Origin of the sequence: Micromonospora sp. NPDC048830, assembly GCF_043198215.1 — a bacterium.
In the GTDB taxonomy this organism is placed as follows: Bacteria; Actinomycetota; Actinomycetes; order Mycobacteriales; family Micromonosporaceae; genus Micromonospora.
This window is the reverse complement of sequence record NZ_JBICUP010000045.1, coordinates 31,705-50,671: the sequence shown is the minus strand read 5'-3', so window position 1 is coordinate 50,671 and position 18,967 is coordinate 31,705. Positions and strand designations below refer to the sequence as shown.

Below are 18,967 nucleotides of genomic sequence, written 5' to 3'. Positions count from 1 at the left end.
AACGTAGACCGGCATAGCTACAAAGCCACCATCGCGATCGACATCATCACAAACCATTGCGAAACACCCGCCGGACCTTAACCGAGCGGCGTTGCCGCTAGTCCTGCCCGGGCGGCATCAGGCGGTCGTGTCCAGGCGGCATCAGGCGGTCGTGTCCGGACGGCATCAGGCGGTCGTGTCCGGACGGCCGGCGCGTCGGGCACAGTGGTGCCGTGACCGTTGAGGAGCTCACCCGTTCGGTGTCCCGCCGGATCCTCGGCGCGGAGACGATGCTGGTGCTCGGGCTGTCGCTCGGAAAGTCGGCGGTGTACGCGTCGGTGTCGATCGTCGCGAAGCTGACCGCCGAGGGGCCGCTGTCGAAGCAGACCGCCACCCTGAACACCTCCCAGTCCAGCCGCCCCTGGCTGGACCTGACGTACCAGCTGCTCGGCATCGCGTTCGCGCTGCTGCCGGTGCTGCTCGCCGTACACCTGTTGGCGCGGGATCCCGGCGACCCGGCGCGGACCCTCGGGGTGGACCTGCGCCGGCCCGGGTCGGACCTGGCCCGCGGCGCCGGCCTCGCGGCGCTGATCGGCCTGCCCGGGCTGGCGCTGTTCTGGGTCGCCGCGCAGCTCGGCGTCAACGCCACCGTCGTCCCGGCCGCCCTGCCCGACGTCTGGTGGGCCGTGCCGGTGCTGCTCCTCGCCGCCGCGCAGAACGCCGTGCTGGAGGAGGTGATCGTGGTCGGCTACCTGGTCACCCGCCTGCGGCAGCTCGACTGGCGGGTCGGCGCCGTGCTCGCCGCGAGCGCCCTGCTGCGCGGCTCCTACCACCTCTACCAGGGCTTCGGCGCGCTCGTCGGCAACGCCGTGATGGGCGTGGTGTTCGGCCTGTTCTACCTGCGCACCCGCCGCGTGATGCCGCTGGTCGTCGCGCACACCCTGCTCGACGTGGTGGCCTTCGTCGGCTACGCCCTGCTGCCGAGGTCCTGGTTCGGCTGGCTCTGACCGCGCGCCGGGGGGCGCGGATGCCGCGCCGGGTTGTCGGGGTCCGCCATGTCGCCGCCGTGGCGGTATCGGTGCGGCTCGAATACCGCCATGTCGCCGCCACGGAGTCGATCAAAGCTGGTGGGCGGACCGGGCCCGGGGCGGCCGGTAGGCGGCGACCGCCCGAGCCGCCAGCCGCTCCGCCGCGGCGGAGTCGCCCGCCGCCGCGGCCAGCGCCGCCGCCCCCGGCACCAGCCGGGACGCCAACCGGAGCCCCAACCACCCGCCGGCCTGCGCGGCCAACGGCGCCGCCAACCGCCAGGCCGCCTCGGCCGCCCGCGGCCACGGTTGCTCCCCGGGCCCGCTCGCCGCCTCCGCCGCCGCCAGCGCCGACCGGGCGCTCTCCGCGTCGGGATGCACCCGGGTCAGCACCAGCAGCTCCACCGCCCGGTCCCGGTCGAGCGGATCCCGGCCGTACGCGGCCGCCAGGTGCAGCACCAGGTTGGCCTGCGTCCAGAGCACCGCCGCCAGCTCGGCCACCGGCGCGAACACGCCGGCGAGCGCCGCGGTCGCCCCGCCCGCCCCCGCCAGCCGCACGAACCGTCGGGTGGCGAGCCGCGCCAGCCCGTCCGCCGAGGCGCCCGGGTAGGCGGCCAGGTGGCCCGCCGCCCAGTCCCGGGCCGACGGTCCGAGCGCCCGTACCGCGGCCAGGGCGAGCAACTCCGGGGCGAAGCCGGGGTGGTCGAGCAGCCGCGTGGCCGCCGCCCGCAGATACCGTTCATCGGTACGCGCCGACGGGGCCACCCGGTCCCGACGGGTCGCCGCGGTATCGGCCGGGGCCTGCGGGGCCACCCGGTCCCGACGGGTCGCCGCGGTATCGGCCGGGGCCTGCGGGGTGGCCGCCGGCCCTGTCCCGCTCCCGGTGTGCGGCACCGCGTTCGCGGCGACGGGCGAGGGCGTCGGCTCTGTTCCGGCCGCGGCCTTCTTCGGCCGGCCGGCGCCGGCGGTCTTCCGCGGCGCGCTGGTCTTCGCTGGGCCTGCGGCCGTCCGCTGCGCGGCGGCCTGCTGTGGCGCGGCGGCCTGCTGTGGCGTGGTGGTTTTCCGCGGCGTGGCCGTCTTCCGGGCCGGTGTCGCCTTCGCGGCCTCCCCGACCGGTGTCGCCCGCTTCGCAGTGGTACTCGTGACAGAGCCCGCCGCTGCAGCCTCCCCGGCCACCACGGCCGGTACCGCGCTGGTCTCCCGCCCAGCCGGCGCGACCTCAGTGACGCCCGTCACGGGCTCGTCGGGGTCGTCGGGCCCGGACTCGTGCCGGCCACCCGCCGCTGCCCCGTCGGGCTGGGCCGGCGCGGCCGTGCTTGGCGCGTTCGCCTGATCGTGTTCCAAATCACCTTTCCGGGCGGCGGCATCACCTTCCCGGACGGCGGCGCGCCCCGCCGAGACCGACGGCTGGGACGACAGGCCACCCTTGGGCTGGTCGGCCGCAGCCGGCGGGACGGGCGGTAGCCAGGCCGCGGGGGCAGGCGGGGCCGCTAGGCTGAGCGCGGCGTCGCCGGGCGGCGGCGAGGACACCGGCTGGTCCGGGGCCGGCGGCTGGAACAGTACGGCCGGCGCGGGCCTGGCCCGGCGAGGACGTGGCGGCCTGTCTCCGGGAGCCGTCTGCTCGGCGGGCGCCGGAGCGGACTCCGGCATCGCGGGCGGTGTGAAGGTCGGGCGGGCGGAACGACGTCGCGGCGCTCTCTCAGCAGGCTCGAGGCGGGGCGGGACGCTCGGCGGCTGCTCGTCCATGTCGATGGAGCGTAGTCCGGATCCGCGATACGCACAGCGCGAAAACGGCCGCACCCAGGTCCGGCGGGCCGGTCGGGCCGGGCCGGTCGGTGGAGGTCGGCGGGAGCCGTACCGGTAGTCGCTTTGCTCCGGGCGGGTCCGGGGCTGTATCCTCGGGCGCGGTGGTCTCCGGGCCACCGGGGAGACTTCGCCTAGTCTGGTCTATGGCGCCGCACTGCTAATGCGGTTGGGGTCTTAAAGCCCCTCCCGGGTTCGAATCCCGGAGTCTCCGCGCGAAAGCCGGGTGTGTAGACTGGCCGAGCAACAAGCGCCCGTAGCTCAACGGATAGAGCATCTGACTACGGATCAGAAGGTTAGGGGTTCGAGTCCCTTCGGGCGCACAAGATCACAAGAGCCTGACCTGCGAAAACGCGGGTCAGGCTTTTTGATTGCCTGTCCATTGTGGACGTGTGGCTGCTCGGTGGCTGCTCGTCCGACGAGCATCCTCCACGTCCCGTCAAGTCTGGGAGGTTCCGGGCGTGTCTGGATGAGGCAGGTGTAGAGGCACCTCTTGCTGACCGACCGTTACAACGCCGAGGCGGATCTTGAGCAGGCTGGCGACTCGGGAGTTGAGCATGGCCGAGCGACAGCCACCTATGTTGGCCTGTCAGCGGCTAAAAATGTTTACGCACCAGCTTGAGTCAGAATCGCGATCGCCCGAGTAGCGGCTGCCCGAACACGCGGCGCTGGGTCGTCCCGCAGGTCGAGCACCGCCGGAGTGTGTCGCCGAGGTGGTGCCAAGCAACGACCCTTGCGGCCAACTCTCGGATCCGCCACGCCGGATCGCGAAGGGCGATGATGACGGCATCCAAGGCAGCGTCCGTCCCAAGCCCACAGCAGGCCACGGGTGCCCCAGACCCGCAGCCAGTACTGTTGGCCCGCTCGCGGGTTGCCGTCAAGGACGCGGCGGGCGGGTGGACCGCCGAGAGCCGGGATGAGTGCGCTGTCGGCGTCCCCACTCTTGATCAGACTGCAGCATCCGGCGGCGACCGACTGCCTGCCTCGGCGGCGACATCCAGATCGGCCCCATCACACCCTGACCGCGACCGCACGCGAGGACCAAACCGTCAACCCCCGAAGGACTTACGGAGCGGACCACTAAGGAGTCGGAGGCGTTGTTTTGGGCGGGCACTGACCCGGCGGCCGAAGGCGTCGGCACGCCCCCAGCGACCGGGGATGCCGAGCAGCTCGATCCGGTTCATCGAGGGCGGCAGGTGTGGTTCCACGGCGAGGTGATCTTCGTGCGGGTTGAGGCCGAGCATCGTACGGAGAAACAGCAAGGTGGCCCCAGCCGACCAGCCCTGCGGGCTGCACGCTGTCGGGTACTCGACGGGGTATTCGGTCAACGCCCGATCGTAGCCGGCGAAGGCCTCGGGTAGGCGACCGCCAAAATACTCGGAGGCTTCGATGACGGCTTCGGCTATGCGTCCGGCCTCTTCCCGGAGGCCGTAGCGCCAGAGTCCCCACGCAATGATCGAATTGTCGAACGGCCACACCGTGCCCACGTGGTACCCGACCGGGTTGTACCGGGCTTCGCTCTCAGCGAGGGTGCGTACGCCCCAGCCCGAGAACATGCTCGGCCCGAGCAGATGCTCGGCCACCTTCTTTGCGCGTGCCGGCTCCACGATCCCGCTCCACAGCAGGTGCCCCATGTTGGACGACAGCGCGTCGACCGGCTTTCCCTCGGGATCGAGGGCGAGCGCATAATACTCCCCGTCAGCTACCCAGAAGTCGCGGTTGAAACGCTCCTTGAGTTGCGCCGCGTCCCGTTCCAGGCGGTCGGCGTAATCTGGGTCGTTCCAGAACTCGCGGGCCAACCGCGCGCCGCGTACCTTGGCGTCGTAGGCGTAGCCCTGTAGTTCGCAGGTCGCTCTGGGTAGGTCCGGGAGCCTGCCGTCGCGGTAGGAAATCGAATCCCAGGAGTCCTTCCAGCACTGGTTTTCCAATCCGTTTTTGGTGTTGCGCCGCTGGTACGAGACGTAGCCGTTACCCAGCAGGTCACCGTATTCGTCGATCCATCGCAGGGCGGCCCGGGCGTCGCGTTCGTACAATCGCACCAGGTTCGCGTCACCGGTCCACCGCTCGTACTCGTCAAGCAGAATAATATATAGGGGCGTGGAGTCGGCCGAGCCGTAGTAGGGGCTGTGGGGATGCTCCTCAAAAGCTGACGTTTCACCGTATCGCACCTCGTGTAAGATCTTCCCCGGCTCTTCCTCGCGAAAGTCGTCAAGCTTCCGGCCCTGCACAAGTGCCAACAACCGCAGGATGGGCCGCGCCAGTTTCGGCGCAAACGGCAGCGTCTGTAGGCTGATGAAGAGGCTGTCCCGGCCGAAAATGGTCATGAACCAGGGCAGCCCCGCAGTCAATATGGGGTTCGGATTGGACAGCGTCGAATACCGCAGGGCCGCCAGATCGACCAGGCTTCGCTCGTACGCCGTCTGCAGTGGCGCGAAGTCGCAGACGAGCTCCGGCATCTCTTTCAGCCAGCGTTCCAGGTCCTGGCGCAGTTTTTGTTTAGGCCTTCTCTGATATGCGGCCCAGACGGTTCGGGAATTGCCCACACCTCCGTGGGCGCCATGGACCACTGGTTGCACGTGCAGCTCGGTCTGCCAGGATTCGCGCGGTTCCAGGTGGATGTCGAAGGTCATTCCGCCGTCGTCAAGGCGCGCCGGCGCGGAACTGGAAACGAACGTGTCTCGACGGAACTCTTCTCGTTCGTAGCTGAAGCACAGGCGGTTATCCTCCCTGCGCACCGACGTCGTCCCGCGCTTCTTCCGCACATCCTTGATCTCGAACAGGTCGGCGAAGTCGCTGCCCATGTCCACCCGTATGGTAAAACGCGCGGGCTTGACGTCGTGGTTGAGGACAGTCAGCCGCTCTGTGAATTCTACCGATATCGATTGTTCGCGGATGACTGATACTTTTGCATCGACGTAGTGGGTAGGCTCGCCGGGGACGAGGAAATACCGCGTCTCAAAATATTGCATGTCATCCCTTGAAAGCGCGTTGAGCCGGCTGCCGTTGATGCTGAGGACCCAGGTCGACAGAAAGCGGGTGTCAAATGAAAAGAGCCCCGACGGATAGGCTGGGGAGGGGATAATGTCTCCGCGCTCATCGCTGACGACGAACGTGTTTCCGTCGAGGATGGCGACACTTTTCTCGTTCATTTCTCGCGGCTCCTTTCGCGGGTTTTGCGGACGAAGTCACGCGGGTGATGCGCGGAGGGGGGGCCAGGGAAGAGTTGGGCGAGAATATCCACCAGACCCAGAGAGCCCTCGACGATCATCTTGTTCCGAAAAAACAGTGCGAAGAATTGCTTTTCGCCTGTGGCTAGTCCGTCGAACAGCGGTCGGGGGCCGCGAATGACAGCATCCGGTTGGTGGTCGTCGCGTGATACCCGTATTTTCCCCTTATCTAACGTGATAAACCAGTGGTCGGTTTTCGAGTCGCTCTCCAGGTCGAGGCGAATGGTGCCGCGCACTCGGCGCGGCAAATACTCGGCCGCAGGTATCTCGTTTCGGCCCAGTCGCTCGAGAAAATCGGTTATAGCATCCTCTATACCGTCCCGCCTGCCTTTTTGCTGCATTATCCCGTTATAGCTGACGGGGTGGTCATCGCACATCACCTGTAACGGGTGAGGTTGGGTCTGGGCCGCGGCGTTCGCAAGGTAGAGATATGCCCGTTCTGGGCGGAGTGCAAGTAGGTTGTCGGATTGGTACGGGTTCCGGCTGTTTCGCCATAACGTTTGCGCCGGCCCCGTCGTTGTCTTTTCTTGTCCGGCTACGTGACGAAATCGCCTGCGTGGGGGGGTTAGGTAGCAGGCGAGCACGCGACTTCTGATGATCTTTCGGTTCCTAGGCCAGAAGATCATGTTAGGAGTCGTGCTCGTGCCGGGTTCTTCCCCGATCCCTGCGGTGATTGACCAGCTTGCTGATCTGGCGTTGTGGAAGGCGGAACTCGCCGGGGACTCGCAACAGGTCGCGGTGTCGCTGATGGCACGGCTGGCCGCGGTGCCGGATCCGCGTGATCCGCGGGACCGTGGGGGTCTGGGCGACATGGGCGGTCTCGATCCGCCGAGTCGGGCCGGTCGATTCGGGCCTGACGCTGGCTTCTTCGGTCCGGCAGGTTTGGTCGCTGTTGATCGACGCGGTTCCGGTTCCGGGCATGGTAGGAGGCATGTTCGCCTGGGGATCACTGGCTGGCGGCCCCGCATTGGCCACCAGCCGGTGCTACGCGAATCGGTCGCGAACGGGTCGACCCTCCCGCTGCGCAGCGGCCCCGACACACCCGGCCCCGAGCTGGTCTCTGTCCGCGTTCGACGAAGCGACCCTCGGTTGCCACGACCGGAGCCGGATCATTGACGCCACGCGCGGGCTGTCCGTCGCTGGCGCGGGTGCTAGCGGACGCGGAAAAACTTCGTCCTGACCCTTGACAGCGGGTGATGGTGGTCGACGGCCGGTCGCCTCGAGCTGGATTGCCGGGGCCCCGTGATCGTGGCCTCGCTGCGCCCGGAGCCGGGCACGCCGCCGTGGCCGAGCAGGGGGTGGGACGGCGTCTCTCCTCTCTGACAGCGAGAGCTAGCACTACCGCGTAGGGGTTACCGGCTCTCCTGGGTGGGCGGCAAATCCCGGCCGGTGGGGGGTCACGTTCCGGACACGGGCTCTTGCGCACGCCGCACCTCCTCCAGTAACTTACGTACCATAAGTTTGCGAGCCCGCCTCGATAATGCCAGCAAGACTCTGTCATTTCGGGATGTTGCGTGACGCGAGTTGGAGGAGAGTGCGGTGACGTTCTCGATCGTGGCCGTCGACCCGGCGACCGGTGAGATCGGCGCGGCCGTGCAGTCGCACTTCTTCGCCGTCGGTCGCCGCTGCCTCACCGTCCTGCCTGGAACCGGGGCGGTCGCGTCGCAGGCGTTCGGGGATGCCGGCCATGGGCCGCTCGCTCTCGACGCGGTCTCGAACCCCGGCGCCGGCCCCGCAGACGTCCTGCGACGGCTGATGGCCGGTGACGAGAACCGCGAGCTGCGGCAGGTCATGGTTATCGACCCAAGCGGCGAGGCCGCCGCGCATACCGGCTCTGGATGCATTCGGTACGCCGGTCACCGGATAGGTGCCGGCGTGGCCGCGGCGGGCAACACGCTCTCCGGCCCTCACTGGCAGGACATGGTCGACGCGTACCGGGATACTTCCGGCCCGATCGAACAGCGCCTGCTCGCCGCCCTCTCCGCCGCGCAAACGGCTGGCGGCGACCTGCGCGGCATGATGTCCGCGGCGCTCAAGGTCGTGGGGCCGGAACGGACCCGGTGGCCGCAGCCGGGCACCCGCCTGGACCTGCGCGTCGACCATCACCTGGCCCCGATTGAGGAGCTCACCCGCCTGGTGACGCTGTCGGCGGCGCACGCCAGGCTCACCGCCGGTGTCCTCTCTCCGGGGCGGATCGTCGGCACCGGGGCCGCTCCGATCGACGACACCAACGCACCGGGAATCCTCGACGACCTGGCCGAGGCGCAGCAGGTCTTCGGCGATGACCCGGAACCCACCTTCTGGCGCGGTGTCGTGGCGGCGCGTGTCGGGCGCGACGCGCTGGCGGCCGCCTGTTTCGCGCGGGCCATCGCGCTGCACCCGCCGTACGAACAGCTCGCCGACGCGCTCGAACGCGCTGGCCGGCTCCGGCTTCCCCCGGGTGGACTCCGCGCGCTCCTGGTGGCCTACCCGGACGTCCCACCCCCAACGACCGTCCAGCTTGGCCGGAACGGACAGATGGAGACCCTTAGCACATGAGACGAAAGCACATCACGCCGCTCGTGGCGGCTGCGCTCACCGGCCTTGTCGCGATGAGCGGATGCCAGGGCGGGTCGCGCGGCGACTCCAGCGGGCGGTCGCACAGCTTCATCATCGGCGCCGGCGAGGTGGACGGGCTCGACCCCGTCCAGACCAAGACGATGACCGCCCAGATGGTTGTGGCAAACCTGTACGCCAACCTGATCGAACAAAAGATGGTCCCCGTAGCGGACGGCTACCTGGATGGCACGGACGAGTACGTCAACGGCATCGTCAAAAACTACGAGACCTCCGCCGATGGCAAGGTGCTCACTTTCAGGCTGGCCGACGGGCTGACCTTCGCCGACGGCTCGTCGCTCACCGCCGACGACGTTGTCTACACGATGAGGCGAACGCTCTCGGAAGCCTCCTACGTCAGCGGCTCCAGCACGGTCTTCATGCACATCAGTGATGCCGAGAAGCAGATCGTCGCGGTTGACCCGTCGACCGTCCGGGTCACGCTCGACTCACCGGCGCCGGCCGTCAACGCGTTCCTCGCCCTGAGCACCTTCGGTATCCTGAGCTCGGACAAGGGCTTGGCAAACGCGGGTGCGAACGGCGCCGCCACCGAGTTCTTCCTCAAGAACGCGACACCGTCCGGCCCGTTCACGCTGGAGTCGTGGAAGGCCGGCGAGAGCGTCAAGCTCGTCAAGAACCCCAAGTACGTGCACGCGGGCGACGTCTACCCGGAACAGCTCACCGTTCTCACCATGGCCGACGAGGACCAGCGCTACCTCGCGTTGAAGAACGGCGACATCGACGTGGCGCTCGACCTGTCGCCTCGGCTGGTGAAGGAGGCGTCCTCGGAGGCCGGGCTGACCGTGCACAGCATGCCCAGCAACACGCTCTACTACCTGGGCATCAACCCCAAGGTGGCGCCCTTCGACAACAAGCTCGTCCGCCAGGCGGTGGCCGCCGCCGTTCCGTACGAAGAACTAATGCAGGAGGTCGTGCTCGGCCAGGCGAACCCGGCGTACGGCGTGGTCCCGCACAACATGACGACCAGTACCGCGCCGTCGGAGAAGGCAACGCAGTACGAGACGAACGCCGAGCGGGCCAAGCAGCTTCTCGCGCAGGCGGGGGTGCGTGACCTGACCTTCGACCTCTCGATCTCCTCGGCCGACCCGATCTCGGTGGACTCGGCCGTCCACATCCAGTCGGCGCTCGCCCAGGCCGGCATCAAGGTCCAGATCAAGCAGCTGGCCGATGCCGACTTCGAGACCCGGAGCAAGGCTCAGGAACTCGGGTTCTTCGTCGCGAACTGGGCCTCGTGGGTGCAGGATCCGTTCTTCCAGATGCGTGCCCTGCTGCTGACGGGCCGGGCGACCAACCGGACCGGCTTCGCCAACGCGCAGTTCGACAAGCTCGTCCTGCGGGGGATTGCCGAGAGCGACCGCGCCACGCGCGACCAGCTGTCGGCCGAGGCGCAGCGGATCGTGATCGACGAGGCGTCGTTCGTCGGCCTGTTCACCAAGAACATGTCCGTCGTGACGCGGTCCGACGTGGACGGCATCACGCTCGCCGACGACCTGCTGCTCCGTCTGAAGTACCTGTCCCGTAAATGATGTCCTGGTTTCGCCAGGCCGGCCGACGTGGGCCGGCCCGGCGACCGGGCAAGCCGTGGAGCGCAATCTCTTGACCAGGTATCTCCTGCGACGCCTGCTGTCGAGCGCGATCACCATCGCGGTCATGGCGGTGCTCGTGTTCTTCGCCTCCCGGGTGCTGCCCGGCGACCCCGCAGTCATCCGTGCCGGTAACGACGCCACGCCGGAGCTGATCGCGAGGATTCGCGCCGAGCACGGTCTGGACCTTCCGCTGTACGAGCAGTTCTTTCACTACGTCGGCGGCCTGCTGTACGGGGATTTGGGCACGTCGGTACGGACGGGCAACCCGGTCTCCGCGGACCTGCTGACGTTCCTTCCCGCCACGTTGGAACTGAGCCTGCTGGCGTTCGTCGTCGCCGTGCTGATCGGCGTCACCATCGGAATGGTCGCCGCCGCCAAGGCAGGGCGGTGGCCGGACGCGGCGGCACGCGGCTTCACCGCGGTGGGAGGCTCGATGCCCAGCTTCTGGCTCGCCCTCATGGCCATCTTCGTCCTCGTCTACTCCCTGGGCCTCTTCCCGAGCCCGGTGGGACGGTTGCCACTCGGCACGAGCGCGCCGCCGCGCCACACTGGCTTCCTGACCATCGACGCGCTCATCGCCGGCGACGCTGCCCTGGCCACGTCGGCGCTCGCCCAGCTCGCGCTGCCGGCGCTCCTGCTAGGGACGCTCAGCTCGATCGCGCTCGCCCGGATCACTCGTACGGCGATGATTGACGCCCTCAGCGCGAGCCACACGCGGGCCGCGCGTGGCCTGAACCTGGGGCGCCGGCACATCCTGCTGCAGGAGGGCTTCCGCAACGCGCTGCCGACGATCGTCACATCGATGGGATTCGTTGCTGGGCATCTCATCGCCGGCAACATCATCGTCGAGCAGATCTTCTCGTGGCCCGGAATCGGGCGGTACCTGAGCACCGCGATCTCGCAGAGCGACCTGGACGTCGTGCAGGGCTTCGTGATCGTCGTCGGCGTCAGCTACGTGCTTATCAACCTCGTCGTCGACCTCCTGTACGTCGTCTCGGACCCGCGCATCGACCTGAGGAGAGCAGGATGACGACCGCCACGGTGCCCGCCTCCGCGCGACCACGCCGGCTGGCTCGGCTGCATGGTCACGGCGACCTCGGACTGCGGCTCGGGCTGCTGCTGCTGGCGATCCTCGTGCTGATCGGCTTGGTCGGCCCGCTGCTGCTGCCCGACCCGAACGCGACGGCGACCGGTCAGTCGCTGCTGCCACCGGGCCCCGACCATCTGTTCGGCACCGACCGGTACGGCCGCGACCTGCTCGCCCGTACGGTCGCCGCGTTCCGCCTCGACCTCGTGCTCGGCATCGGAGTCGCCGTCGCCGCGATGCTGCTCGGCTCGCTGCTGGGCGCCGTCGCCGGCTACCTCGGCGGCATCGTTGACGAGGTGGTCATGCGCTTCACCGACGCGCTGCTGGCCTTCCCCGGCTTCGTACTCGCCCTCATGGTCGTTGCCTTCACCGGCAACAGCCTGGTGTTCATGGCGATCGGCGTCACGATCGGATCGATGCCCCACTTCGTCCGGCTGTCCCGGGCCCGAGCACTGTCCGAACGGGAACTCGACTACATCCCCGCCAGCAAGCTGGCCGGCAGCGGAAGCGGCGCCATCATCTTCGGGCACATCATGCCCAACACGATCGGGGCGCCGCTCATCCAGACCACCGTCACCGCCGGATGGGCAATCCTGGACATCGCGGCCCTGTCCTTCCTCGGCGTCGGCGTCCAGCCACCCACCGCCGAGTGGGGCACGATGATCTCGGAGGGCTACAGCGAGATCCTCACCGGCAAATGGTGGCCCGCGTTCTTCCCCGGCCTGTTCATGCTCATCGCGGTGCTGGCCTTCCAGCTGATCGGCGACGGGCTCTCGAAATGGAAGAACTCATGAGTCTTCTCGCGGTTTACGACCTCGATCTCCGGATCGCCCGGACCGGGCGGACGCTGCTGCGCGACGTCACCGTCTCCATCGAGCGCGGTTCCATTGTCGGCCTGGTCGGCGAGTCCGGCTCCGGCAAGTCGATGTTCTCGCTGGCCCTCATGGGACTACTGCCAAACGGCATCGAGGTTTCCGCCGGGACGGCGGAGGTGGCGGGTCGGCCGGTCTTCCACGGCGCGTCACGCTCCTACGACACCGCCGCACGGGACCTGATCGCGCTCGTGTCCCAGAACCCGCGGGCCGCCCTGAACCCGACTATGCGGATCGGCAAACAGATGGTACGCGTGCTGCGGCAACGCCGCCGGATGGGGAAGGTCCAGGCCCGGGACGAGTCCCGGGAGCTGCTGCGCAAGGTGGGCATATCCGATCCGCTGCGGGTCGAGCGCGCCTACCCGCACCAGCTCTCCGGAGGAATGTGCCAGCGGGTCGTCATCGCGATGGCCCTCTCTGTCCAGGCACCCGTGCTGATCGCCGACGAACCCACGACCGGTCTCGACGTCACCATCCAGGCGCAGATCCTGCTGCTGCTCAAGGAGCTGATGGCCGACGGCGACCGGGCAGTCCTCATGGTCACCCACGACCTCGCCGTCGTGAACAGCATGTGCGACCAGGTGATCATCCTCTACGGCGGCCAGGTGATGGAGGTGGGCCCGACGCAGGACATCTTTCACGACCCCGTGCACCCCTACACCCGCTTCCTACTCGAAAGCCTCGAAGACCACGTCCCGAGCGCCGACGACATCAGCGACCGGGTGACGGAGGCCTCGGTGGACTTCTCGCTTGCCGGCTGCCGCTTCGCGAAGCGGTGCCCGTTCAGCACGGACCTGTGCCACCGTGAGCCCCCACCTGTACGCCGGAGCGGGACGCGGACCGTCAACTGCCACCACCGGGGTGTGTCGTGAGCCCACTGCTTGAGGTCGACGACCTCGTCATCACCTATGCGAACGGCCGGCGCCGCGTCCCCGCCGTACGCGGGGTGAGCTTTGCCGCCGAGCCGGGGGAGACGATCGCCCTGGTCGGCGAGTCCGGATGCGGAAAGTCGTCGACCGCCCGAGCGATCGCCGGGCTCGAGGCGCCCACCACCGGTCGCGTGCGCATGGCCGGGCATGACGTCGGCGCCATCGCCCGCGACCCCAGGCTGCGCCACCTCGTGCAGATGGTGTTCCAGCACTCCGACCAGTCACTCGACCAGATGTGGACGGTCGAGCGCATCGTCGCCGAGCCACTGGCCCGGATGCACCGCATGCGGCGCGGTGCCGCCCACAATCGGGTCGTTTCCGCGCTCGCCGAGGTCGGGCTCGGTGACGAGTACCTGACCCGGCGACCGCGCGACCTCTCCGGCGGGCAGGCGCAACGCGTGGCCATCGCCCGCGCCCTGATCACCCGCCCCCAGCTCGTCGTGCTCGACGAGCCCACCGCAAGCCTGGACCAGTCGGTGCGGTCGCGAGTGCTGTCGCTCCTGCAGCGCCTGCAGGCCGAACGGAAAATGACCTATGTCTTCATCTCCCACGACCTGGCCAGCGTGCGCCGAATCGCGCACCGCGTCGCTGTGATGTACCTGGGGCGCATCGTCGAGGTAGGACCCACCGCCGAGATTTTTCGCAACCCGATGCACCCGTACACCAGCGGCCTGCTCGAATCCGAACCGCGGGTGACGCCGAACGAACCGTGGGAGATTACCCCGATGCGGGGCGAGACGCCCAGCCCTTCGGCCATCCCCACGGGGTGCGCCTTCCAAGGGCGGTGCCCACTCGCCGGCCCGGAGTGCGCGGCCGTCGATCCCCGTCTCGTCGAGGTCGCCGGTGGCCGGCTGCTGGCCTGCGTAAAGAAGGACTGATACGTGCCCACACTGTCCCGGCCCCGGCCGGCACGCCTTTTGTCAGCCGCGGCGCGCCGTCTGCCGCAGATGCTCGACGACCTGAAGTTGCTAGTCGAGTGCGAGTCCCCGTCGGCGGTCCCGGCCGCGCTCCACGAGTGCGCCGATTACATCGAGGGCCTCGTCCTCACCCGCGTTGGTCGCCGGTCCGAGTCGCGAGGCGAGGCACTGCCGCACCTGCGGTGGCGGTGGGGTGGCTCGCCCAACCGTGTCCTGATGCTCACCCACTTCGACACGGTCTGGCCCCTGGGCACGCTCGTGGACTTCCCCTTCTCACAGGAGGACGGCCTAATCCGCGGACCGGGAAGCTTCGACATGAAGGCGGGGATCGTCATCGCGGTGCACGCGCTGGCGGTGCTCCGGGAGGTGGCCGGCGACCGCGCGCTCGACGGGATCTGCCTGCTCTCCACTGCCGACGAGGAGCTCGGGTCCGGCGGGTCGCGGGCGCTGATCGAGATGGAGGCGGAAGGCTGCCGGGCCGCGCTCGTCTTCGAGGGTGCCGGAGCGGACGGCGCGCTGAAGACCGCCCGCAAAGGTACCGCACACTACGTGCTCCGCGTGCACGGCAAGGCGTCCCATGCGGGCCTAGAGCCGGAACGAGGCGTGAACTCGGCGCTGGAAGCCTCCCGCCTGACCATCGCGGCAGCGCGGCTGTCCGACCCGGCACGGGGAACCACCGTGACACCGACCCTCGTCACGGCGGGCACGTCCAGGAATACCGTTCCCGACCTCGCCGAGATCTCTCTCGACGTGCGCGCCGCCGACCCCGACGAACAGCAGCGTGTCGACAATGCGCTACGGCGGCTGGTGGCAGAGCCGTCCCCCATTGGGTGCGGCATCGAGCTGGTGGGCGGGCCGAACCGCCCCCCGATGACGGCGCGGACGTCCGCGGCACTCTACGAGACCGCGCGGCGGGTGAACCGCTCACTCGACCTGCCCGAGCTCAAGCAGGTCTCGGTCGGCGGTGGCTCGGACGGCAACCTCACCGCCGCGCTGGACATCCCCACGCTGGACGGGCTCGGCGCGGTCGGTGGCGGCGCGCATACCCGCGAGGAGCGGGTCAGCCGCGACCGCTTCGTCGACCGCATCGCCCTTGTCGCCGCGCTCCTCGCCGAACTGCTCGACCCCCGGGCAGGAAACGACCGTGGCTGAGCCGCTTGACCCGCTCGCCCCGGCAACGGAGGTCGCCCGCCGCATCCGGGAGCGGAGGGTGACGCCGCTGGAGGTGGCACGGTTCTACCGCGACCGTGTGGACCGGCTCAACGACCGCCTCAACGCGATCGTCTGGCTGGACGAGGCGTTCCTCGACCGTGCCGAGCGCGCAACCAGGGACCTGGCAGACCGCCGCGACCTCCCGCCATTCTTCGGCGTGCCGATCGCGATCAAGGACGTCCAGAATGTCGCGGGACAGCCGAACACGAAGTCGTCGCTGGCCGTCTCGGCCGCGCCACAGGTGCGTGGCGACATCTTCGTCGAGCGGCTGCTCGCCGCCGGCTTCACCCCGATCGGCCGGACCGCCTCGTCCGAGCTGGCGGCGACGCCGACGACCGAGAGCATCAAGCACGGCGTCACCCGCAACCCGTGGCACCCGGAGGTGAGCCCGGCCGGGTCGAGCGGCGGGTCGGCGGCGGCGATCGCCGCGGGCATGGTGCCGGCGGCGACCGCCACGGACGGTGCCGGCTCGATCCGCCTTCCCGCGTCCGCCTGCGGCCTCGTCGGCCTCAAACCCACCCGCGGACTGCTCCCGCAGCGGACACCGAACTGGGAGGGCTCGTCCGTCGACGGCGTACTGACCCGGACCATTGCCGACACCGCCGCGATCCTGGACTTCGTCGCCGCTCCCGACCCGTATGCGTGGACGGTGACCGCGACCCCGCCGCCGGACTATCGGCGGGCCCTCCGCGACGATCCGCCGCCGCTGCGGATCGCACTGCTCCTGCGGGCGCCCGGTGACATCGAGGTGGACGAGGAGTGCGTGGCGGCGACCCGCGAGGTCGCGGACCGGCTCGCCCGGGACGGGCACGAGATTGTCGAGGTATCGCCGACGATCGCGCAGAGCCAGGCGATCGACCTCTACCGCCGCTTCGTCGGCCCCGCCGGCAGCCACCTGCTCGACTACGACCTCAGTCAGCCGATGCAGCCGGGCGTACGGGCGCGCCTGCGCCACATCGAGGACATGTCGGTACGGGACTACGTGCGCGCCGTGGCCGAGATGAAGCGGCTGACCCGCGACCTGGTGCGCCCCTGGGTTGAGGACTTCGCCGTCCTACTGACGCCGACGAGCGCGGTCCGCACCCCGCCGCACGGCGTGGTTACTCACGAACACAACAACCCCGACCAGGGGCAACCGACTCTCAAGGCGGTCGGGGCGTTCACGGGATGGGTCAACGTCGCCGGGCTGCCGGCGATCTCGCTACCGACCCACACCGACTCGCGCGACGCCCCGCTCGGCGTCCAACTCGTCGGCGGCCCGTTCTCCGAGGCTTCACTTCTGAGGCTGGGCCGGCGGCTCGAACGGCAATACCGCTGGCCCGACCGCCGTCCGGCCGGGACCTGAAGGAGAGGCAGCAGTGACAGACACAGGAAGCCAACAGAAAGGCCAGAGAAACCCCATGGGAATGGACACCATCGAGTACGACAAGCGGCAGGTGCTGGCCCTGCACAAGCAGTGGTGGAAGGCGAACGTCGGGCTCGACGTCCCGGCCATGCGCGAGTGCTTCCCCTCAGGCAACGCCTTGTCGATGTTCAACCGCAACAGCTTCACTTACTTCGGCGTCGACGAGGTGACCAAGCTCTGGCAGCACTTCATCGACACCGGCATCCCGCCCCGTCTGACGCAGACCGTGGCCGTCCTGCGCATCGAGGCGCGCGCCGACACCGCCTGGGTCATCAGCGAACTCACCTACCGGCGCGTCGCCCCCGTCCAGACCGAACGGCACTGGGAAATCCCCGACGTCGACCAGACCTTCGGCAGCAAGGCGACCGAGATCTACCACCGCGACAACGGCGAGGGCGTGCCAGAGTGGAAGATGTGGCACTTCCACTCCGGACCGCTCCAGCCCTTCCAGGAGCCGCGCCCGGCCTTCGGTGACACACTGACCGACCGGGGTCTCGGCGGCAACCCGTACGGGGAGCCGATCACCTACACCTTCACCCTCGACCGGCCGGCCTGAGAGCGCGCGGACGATGATGGAGAAGCGCGCCCCCCGGATGTCGCTGATGCTGAGCAGCGCGGTCCCGCCCGACCAGACCCTCGCGGTCGCCCGGTTCGCCGAACGATCCCGCTACTCCAGACTCTGGATCACCGAGGACTACTTCCGTAAGGGCGCCTTCTCCACCGCCGGAGCCGTGCTCACGGCGACCGGCGGCATCGAGGTCGGCCTCGGCATCGCATCCCCGTACGTGCGAAGTCCCGCCACCTTCGCCATGGAGATCGCCACCCTCGACGCGATGTTCCCGGGCAGATTCGAGGCCGGCATCGGGCTAGGCAGCCTGCGGGCCCTCGACGCCCTGGGCCGCCGGCCCGACAAGGCCATCGGGTCGTTGACCGACCGCGTCCGGCTCCTGCGCTCGCTGCTCTGCGGCGCGGAGACACGCTGGCGGGACGAGTTCGACAACCTCGACGGTGTACGGCTGGACTATCCCGCGACGAGACCCCCGCGCCTCTGGGTGGCCGCCGAGTCCCCCGGGATGCTGCGGATGGCGGCACGGGAGTCGGACGGGCTCATCCTCTCGGCGCTCTCCTCGCCCGCATACGTTTCCTGGGTACGCCAAGAGATCGCGCCCGCGCTCGCCAAACGGGGCGTGGACCTGCCGATCACGGCGTTCGTTTACACCAGCGTCCACGACGACGAGGAGGTCGCCTATGGCAACGCGCGGGAACTCGTCGCCGCCCGGCTCGCGTCCGGCCGGGTGGCACCCACCCTTGCCCAAAGCGGACTCTGGGAGGAGATCGAGCCGCTGCTGGGCCGCCCGGTCGACGACCTGCGGCTGCGGCTGGGGCCGGAGGTCGTCGGGCGTTTCGTCGCCTACGGCACCGTCGCGTCATGCCGAGAGCGCCTCCTCGCGTACACGACCGCCGGCGTGGACGAGATCGCGCTGGCCCCGATCCCGGTCGCGGGGAAACTCAACCTCACCGAGGTGATGCCCCTCCTGGCACACTTCGTCCCTGCGACACAGTAAAGACCCCGCCACGGGGCGCTGACGCTATCGTCTCCCTGCGGGCGCCGCGATGACCGAAGGACGACATTGACTCTCGACGAGACGCAAATCCAGAGCACGGAGTCGGACAACCGTAGCCTGATCAGCCCAAAGGACCGCTATGCGGCACGGCTACAGATGAACATGTCCGCCGCGAACCTGCGGGCTCGGGTGCTCGACGCCGAATTGCGGAACCTCCAGCGGACCTTCGACCACCTGGGCGAGGACGACTCGCTCGTGCGGGCCGCGAGCGGCATCGTCAGCACAAGGCGCCGCTTCATCATCGGCGCGGGCAAGAGCCTCGCCCACGCCACGCTGCTCGCCTGGGACCTCGCCGCCGGCCTCGGCCAGGTGCTGCTGGTCGACGAGGTCACCGTCCGCTCCCTCGACGTGCTCCTCGACGTGCGCCCCACCGACGTCCTCGTCGCCTTCTCCTTCCGCCGGTACCAGCGCCGCACGGTGACGGTCGCGGAGGAGTTCGCGGCACAGGGCGGACTCGTGATCGGGATCACTGATGCTCCAGACGCGCCGATCGCCCGGTTCGCGCATGAGGTCGTCGTCGTACCCACCGTGAGCGCCTCCTACGCGGACTCACCGACCGCCGTCGCCGCGGTCATCCACCTGCTCACGACGCTGACCACGGCGAGCGCGAAGGGCGCGCGGCGTAGGCTCGCCGAACGGGAGCGTCTGCACCAGGCGCTCGACACGTACCTGGAATGACGGTGA

General features: G+C 69.0%; 15 protein-coding genes and 2 tRNA genes. 14 read left to right on the top strand and 3 right to left on the bottom strand.

Translation table 11 applies throughout. The features are described 5' to 3' along the window. The first annotated feature begins 269 nt into the window (after nucleotides 1-269). Nucleotides 270-986 carry a CPBP family intramembrane glutamic endopeptidase gene (locus ACGFIZ_RS28270; RefSeq protein ID WP_393424347.1) on the top strand — a complete coding sequence of 239 codons (717 nt, stop codon included), beginning with the start codon at nucleotides 270-272 and terminating at the stop codon, nucleotides 984-986. Nucleotides 987-1,097: 111 nt separating this feature from the next. Here the strand turns inward: ACGFIZ_RS28270 and ACGFIZ_RS28265 are convergent, their stop codons facing one another. Next, complete coding sequence (locus ACGFIZ_RS28265) at nucleotides 1,098-2,240, bottom strand: hypothetical protein (protein ID WP_393424338.1); 1,143 nt, start codon at nucleotides 2,238-2,240, stop codon at nucleotides 1,098-1,100. A 690-nt stretch (nucleotides 2,241-2,930) separates the two neighbouring features. Between ACGFIZ_RS28265 and ACGFIZ_RS28260 the strand changes: the two genes are divergently transcribed. Continuing rightward, nucleotides 2,931-3,021: transfer RNA gene (locus tag ACGFIZ_RS28260), tRNA-Ser, on the top strand. Nucleotides 3,022-3,057: 36 nt separating this feature from the next. Continuing rightward, nucleotides 3,058-3,130: transfer RNA gene (locus tag ACGFIZ_RS28255), tRNA-Arg, on the top strand. Nucleotides 3,131-3,856: 726 nt separating this feature from the next. Here the strand turns inward: ACGFIZ_RS28255 and ACGFIZ_RS28250 are convergent. Together ACGFIZ_RS28250 and ACGFIZ_RS28245 are read right to left on the bottom strand one after the other, a co-directional pair. Further along, the gene (locus ACGFIZ_RS28250) at nucleotides 3,857-5,956 is read right to left on the bottom strand and encodes a glycogen debranching N-terminal domain-containing protein (RefSeq protein ID WP_393424335.1); all 2,100 of its coding nucleotides are present in this window, start codon (nucleotides 5,954-5,956) and stop codon (nucleotides 3,857-3,859) included. Further along, nucleotides 5,953-6,375, bottom strand: coding sequence for an SCP2 sterol-binding domain-containing protein (locus tag ACGFIZ_RS28245; protein WP_393424332.1), 423 nt, complete (start codon nucleotides 6,373-6,375; stop codon nucleotides 5,953-5,955). The genes ACGFIZ_RS28250 and ACGFIZ_RS28245 overlap by 4 nt, the downstream gene beginning before the upstream one ends. A 1,198-nt stretch (nucleotides 6,376-7,573) precedes the next feature. On the opposite strand from ACGFIZ_RS28245, the gene ACGFIZ_RS28240 reads away from it, so the two are divergent. The 11 genes from ACGFIZ_RS28240 to ACGFIZ_RS28190 all read left to right on the top strand — a co-directional run bounded on the left by ACGFIZ_RS28240 (nucleotide 7,574) and on the right by ACGFIZ_RS28190 (nucleotide 18,961). After that, nucleotides 7,574-8,572, top strand: coding sequence for a DUF1028 domain-containing protein (locus tag ACGFIZ_RS28240; protein ID WP_393424329.1), 999 nt, complete (start codon nucleotides 7,574-7,576; stop codon nucleotides 8,570-8,572). Continuing rightward, nucleotides 8,569-10,176 (top strand): ABC transporter substrate-binding protein, encoded by a 1,608-nt coding sequence (locus tag ACGFIZ_RS28235; RefSeq protein ID WP_393424326.1) that lies wholly within the window; start codon nucleotides 8,569-8,571, stop codon nucleotides 10,174-10,176. The genes ACGFIZ_RS28240 and ACGFIZ_RS28235 overlap by 4 nt, the downstream gene beginning before the upstream one ends. A 70-nt stretch (nucleotides 10,177-10,246) precedes the next feature. Then, the gene (locus ACGFIZ_RS28230) at nucleotides 10,247-11,266 is read left to right on the top strand and encodes an ABC transporter permease (RefSeq protein ID WP_393424323.1); all 1,020 of its coding nucleotides are present in this window, start codon (nucleotides 10,247-10,249) and stop codon (nucleotides 11,264-11,266) included. Beyond that, nucleotides 11,263-12,117 carry an ABC transporter permease gene (locus ACGFIZ_RS28225; RefSeq protein WP_393424320.1) on the top strand — a complete coding sequence of 285 codons (855 nt, stop codon included), beginning with the start codon at nucleotides 11,263-11,265 and terminating at the stop codon, nucleotides 12,115-12,117. Before ACGFIZ_RS28230 ends, ACGFIZ_RS28225 begins: the two co-directional genes overlap by 4 nt. Further along, the gene (locus tag ACGFIZ_RS28220) at nucleotides 12,114-13,067 is read left to right on the top strand and encodes an ABC transporter ATP-binding protein (RefSeq protein WP_393424317.1); all 954 of its coding nucleotides are present in this window, start codon (nucleotides 12,114-12,116) and stop codon (nucleotides 13,065-13,067) included. The genes ACGFIZ_RS28225 and ACGFIZ_RS28220 overlap by 4 nt, the downstream gene beginning before the upstream one ends. Before the next feature lie 74 nt (nucleotides 13,068-13,141). After that, entirely contained in the window at nucleotides 13,142-14,002 is an 861-nt protein-coding gene (locus ACGFIZ_RS28215; RefSeq protein WP_393424314.1) for an oligopeptide/dipeptide ABC transporter ATP-binding protein, read from the top strand. A 69-nt stretch (nucleotides 14,003-14,071) separates the two neighbouring features. Then, nucleotides 14,072-15,193 carry a M20 family metallopeptidase gene (locus ACGFIZ_RS28210; RefSeq protein ID WP_393424311.1) on the top strand — a complete coding sequence of 374 codons (1,122 nt, stop codon included), beginning with the start codon at nucleotides 14,072-14,074 and terminating at the stop codon, nucleotides 15,191-15,193. Further along, complete coding sequence (locus ACGFIZ_RS28205) at nucleotides 15,186-16,598, top strand: amidase (protein WP_393424308.1); 1,413 nt, start codon at nucleotides 15,186-15,188, stop codon at nucleotides 16,596-16,598. Before ACGFIZ_RS28210 ends, ACGFIZ_RS28205 begins: the two co-directional genes overlap by 8 nt. Before the next feature lie 55 nt (nucleotides 16,599-16,653). After that, nucleotides 16,654-17,214, top strand: coding sequence for a hypothetical protein (locus ACGFIZ_RS28200; protein ID WP_393424305.1), 561 nt, complete (start codon nucleotides 16,654-16,656; stop codon nucleotides 17,212-17,214). 13 nt (nucleotides 17,215-17,227) lie between these two features. Then, on the top strand, nucleotides 17,228-18,223 hold the full coding sequence (locus ACGFIZ_RS28195) for an LLM class flavin-dependent oxidoreductase (RefSeq protein WP_393424302.1): 996 nt from the start codon (nucleotides 17,228-17,230) through the stop codon (nucleotides 18,221-18,223). 66 nt (nucleotides 18,224-18,289) lie between these two features. Continuing rightward, nucleotides 18,290-18,961 (top strand): MurR/RpiR family transcriptional regulator, encoded by a 672-nt coding sequence (locus tag ACGFIZ_RS28190; RefSeq protein ID WP_393424299.1) that lies wholly within the window; start codon nucleotides 18,290-18,292, stop codon nucleotides 18,959-18,961. The last annotated feature ends 6 nt before the right edge of the window (nucleotides 18,962-18,967 follow it).

Coding starts and splice junctions, on each gene's coding strand:
- ACGFIZ_RS28270 (WP_393424347.1), top strand. CDS start 270: ATGCTGGTGCTCGGGCTGTCGCTCGGAAAGTCGGCGGTGTACGCGTCG.
- ACGFIZ_RS28250 (WP_393424335.1), bottom strand. CDS start 5,956: ATGAACGAGAAAAGTGTCGCCATCCTCGACGGAAACACGTTCGTCGTC.
- ACGFIZ_RS28245 (WP_393424332.1), bottom strand. CDS start 6,375: ATGCAGCAAAAAGGCAGGCGGGACGGTATAGAGGATGCTATAACCGAT.
- ACGFIZ_RS28235 (WP_393424326.1), top strand. CDS start 8,569: ATGAGACGAAAGCACATCACGCCGCTCGTGGCGGCTGCGCTCACCGGC.
- ACGFIZ_RS28225 (WP_393424320.1), top strand. CDS start 11,263: ATGACGACCGCCACGGTGCCCGCCTCCGCGCGACCACGCCGGCTGGCT.
- ACGFIZ_RS28220 (WP_393424317.1), top strand. CDS start 12,114: ATGAGTCTTCTCGCGGTTTACGACCTCGATCTCCGGATCGCCCGGACC.
- ACGFIZ_RS28210 (WP_393424311.1), top strand. CDS start 14,072: ATGCTCGACGACCTGAAGTTGCTAGTCGAGTGCGAGTCCCCGTCGGCG.
- ACGFIZ_RS28200 (WP_393424305.1), top strand. CDS start 16,654: ATGGGAATGGACACCATCGAGTACGACAAGCGGCAGGTGCTGGCCCTG.
- ACGFIZ_RS28195 (WP_393424302.1), top strand. CDS start 17,228: ATGATGGAGAAGCGCGCCCCCCGGATGTCGCTGATGCTGAGCAGCGCG.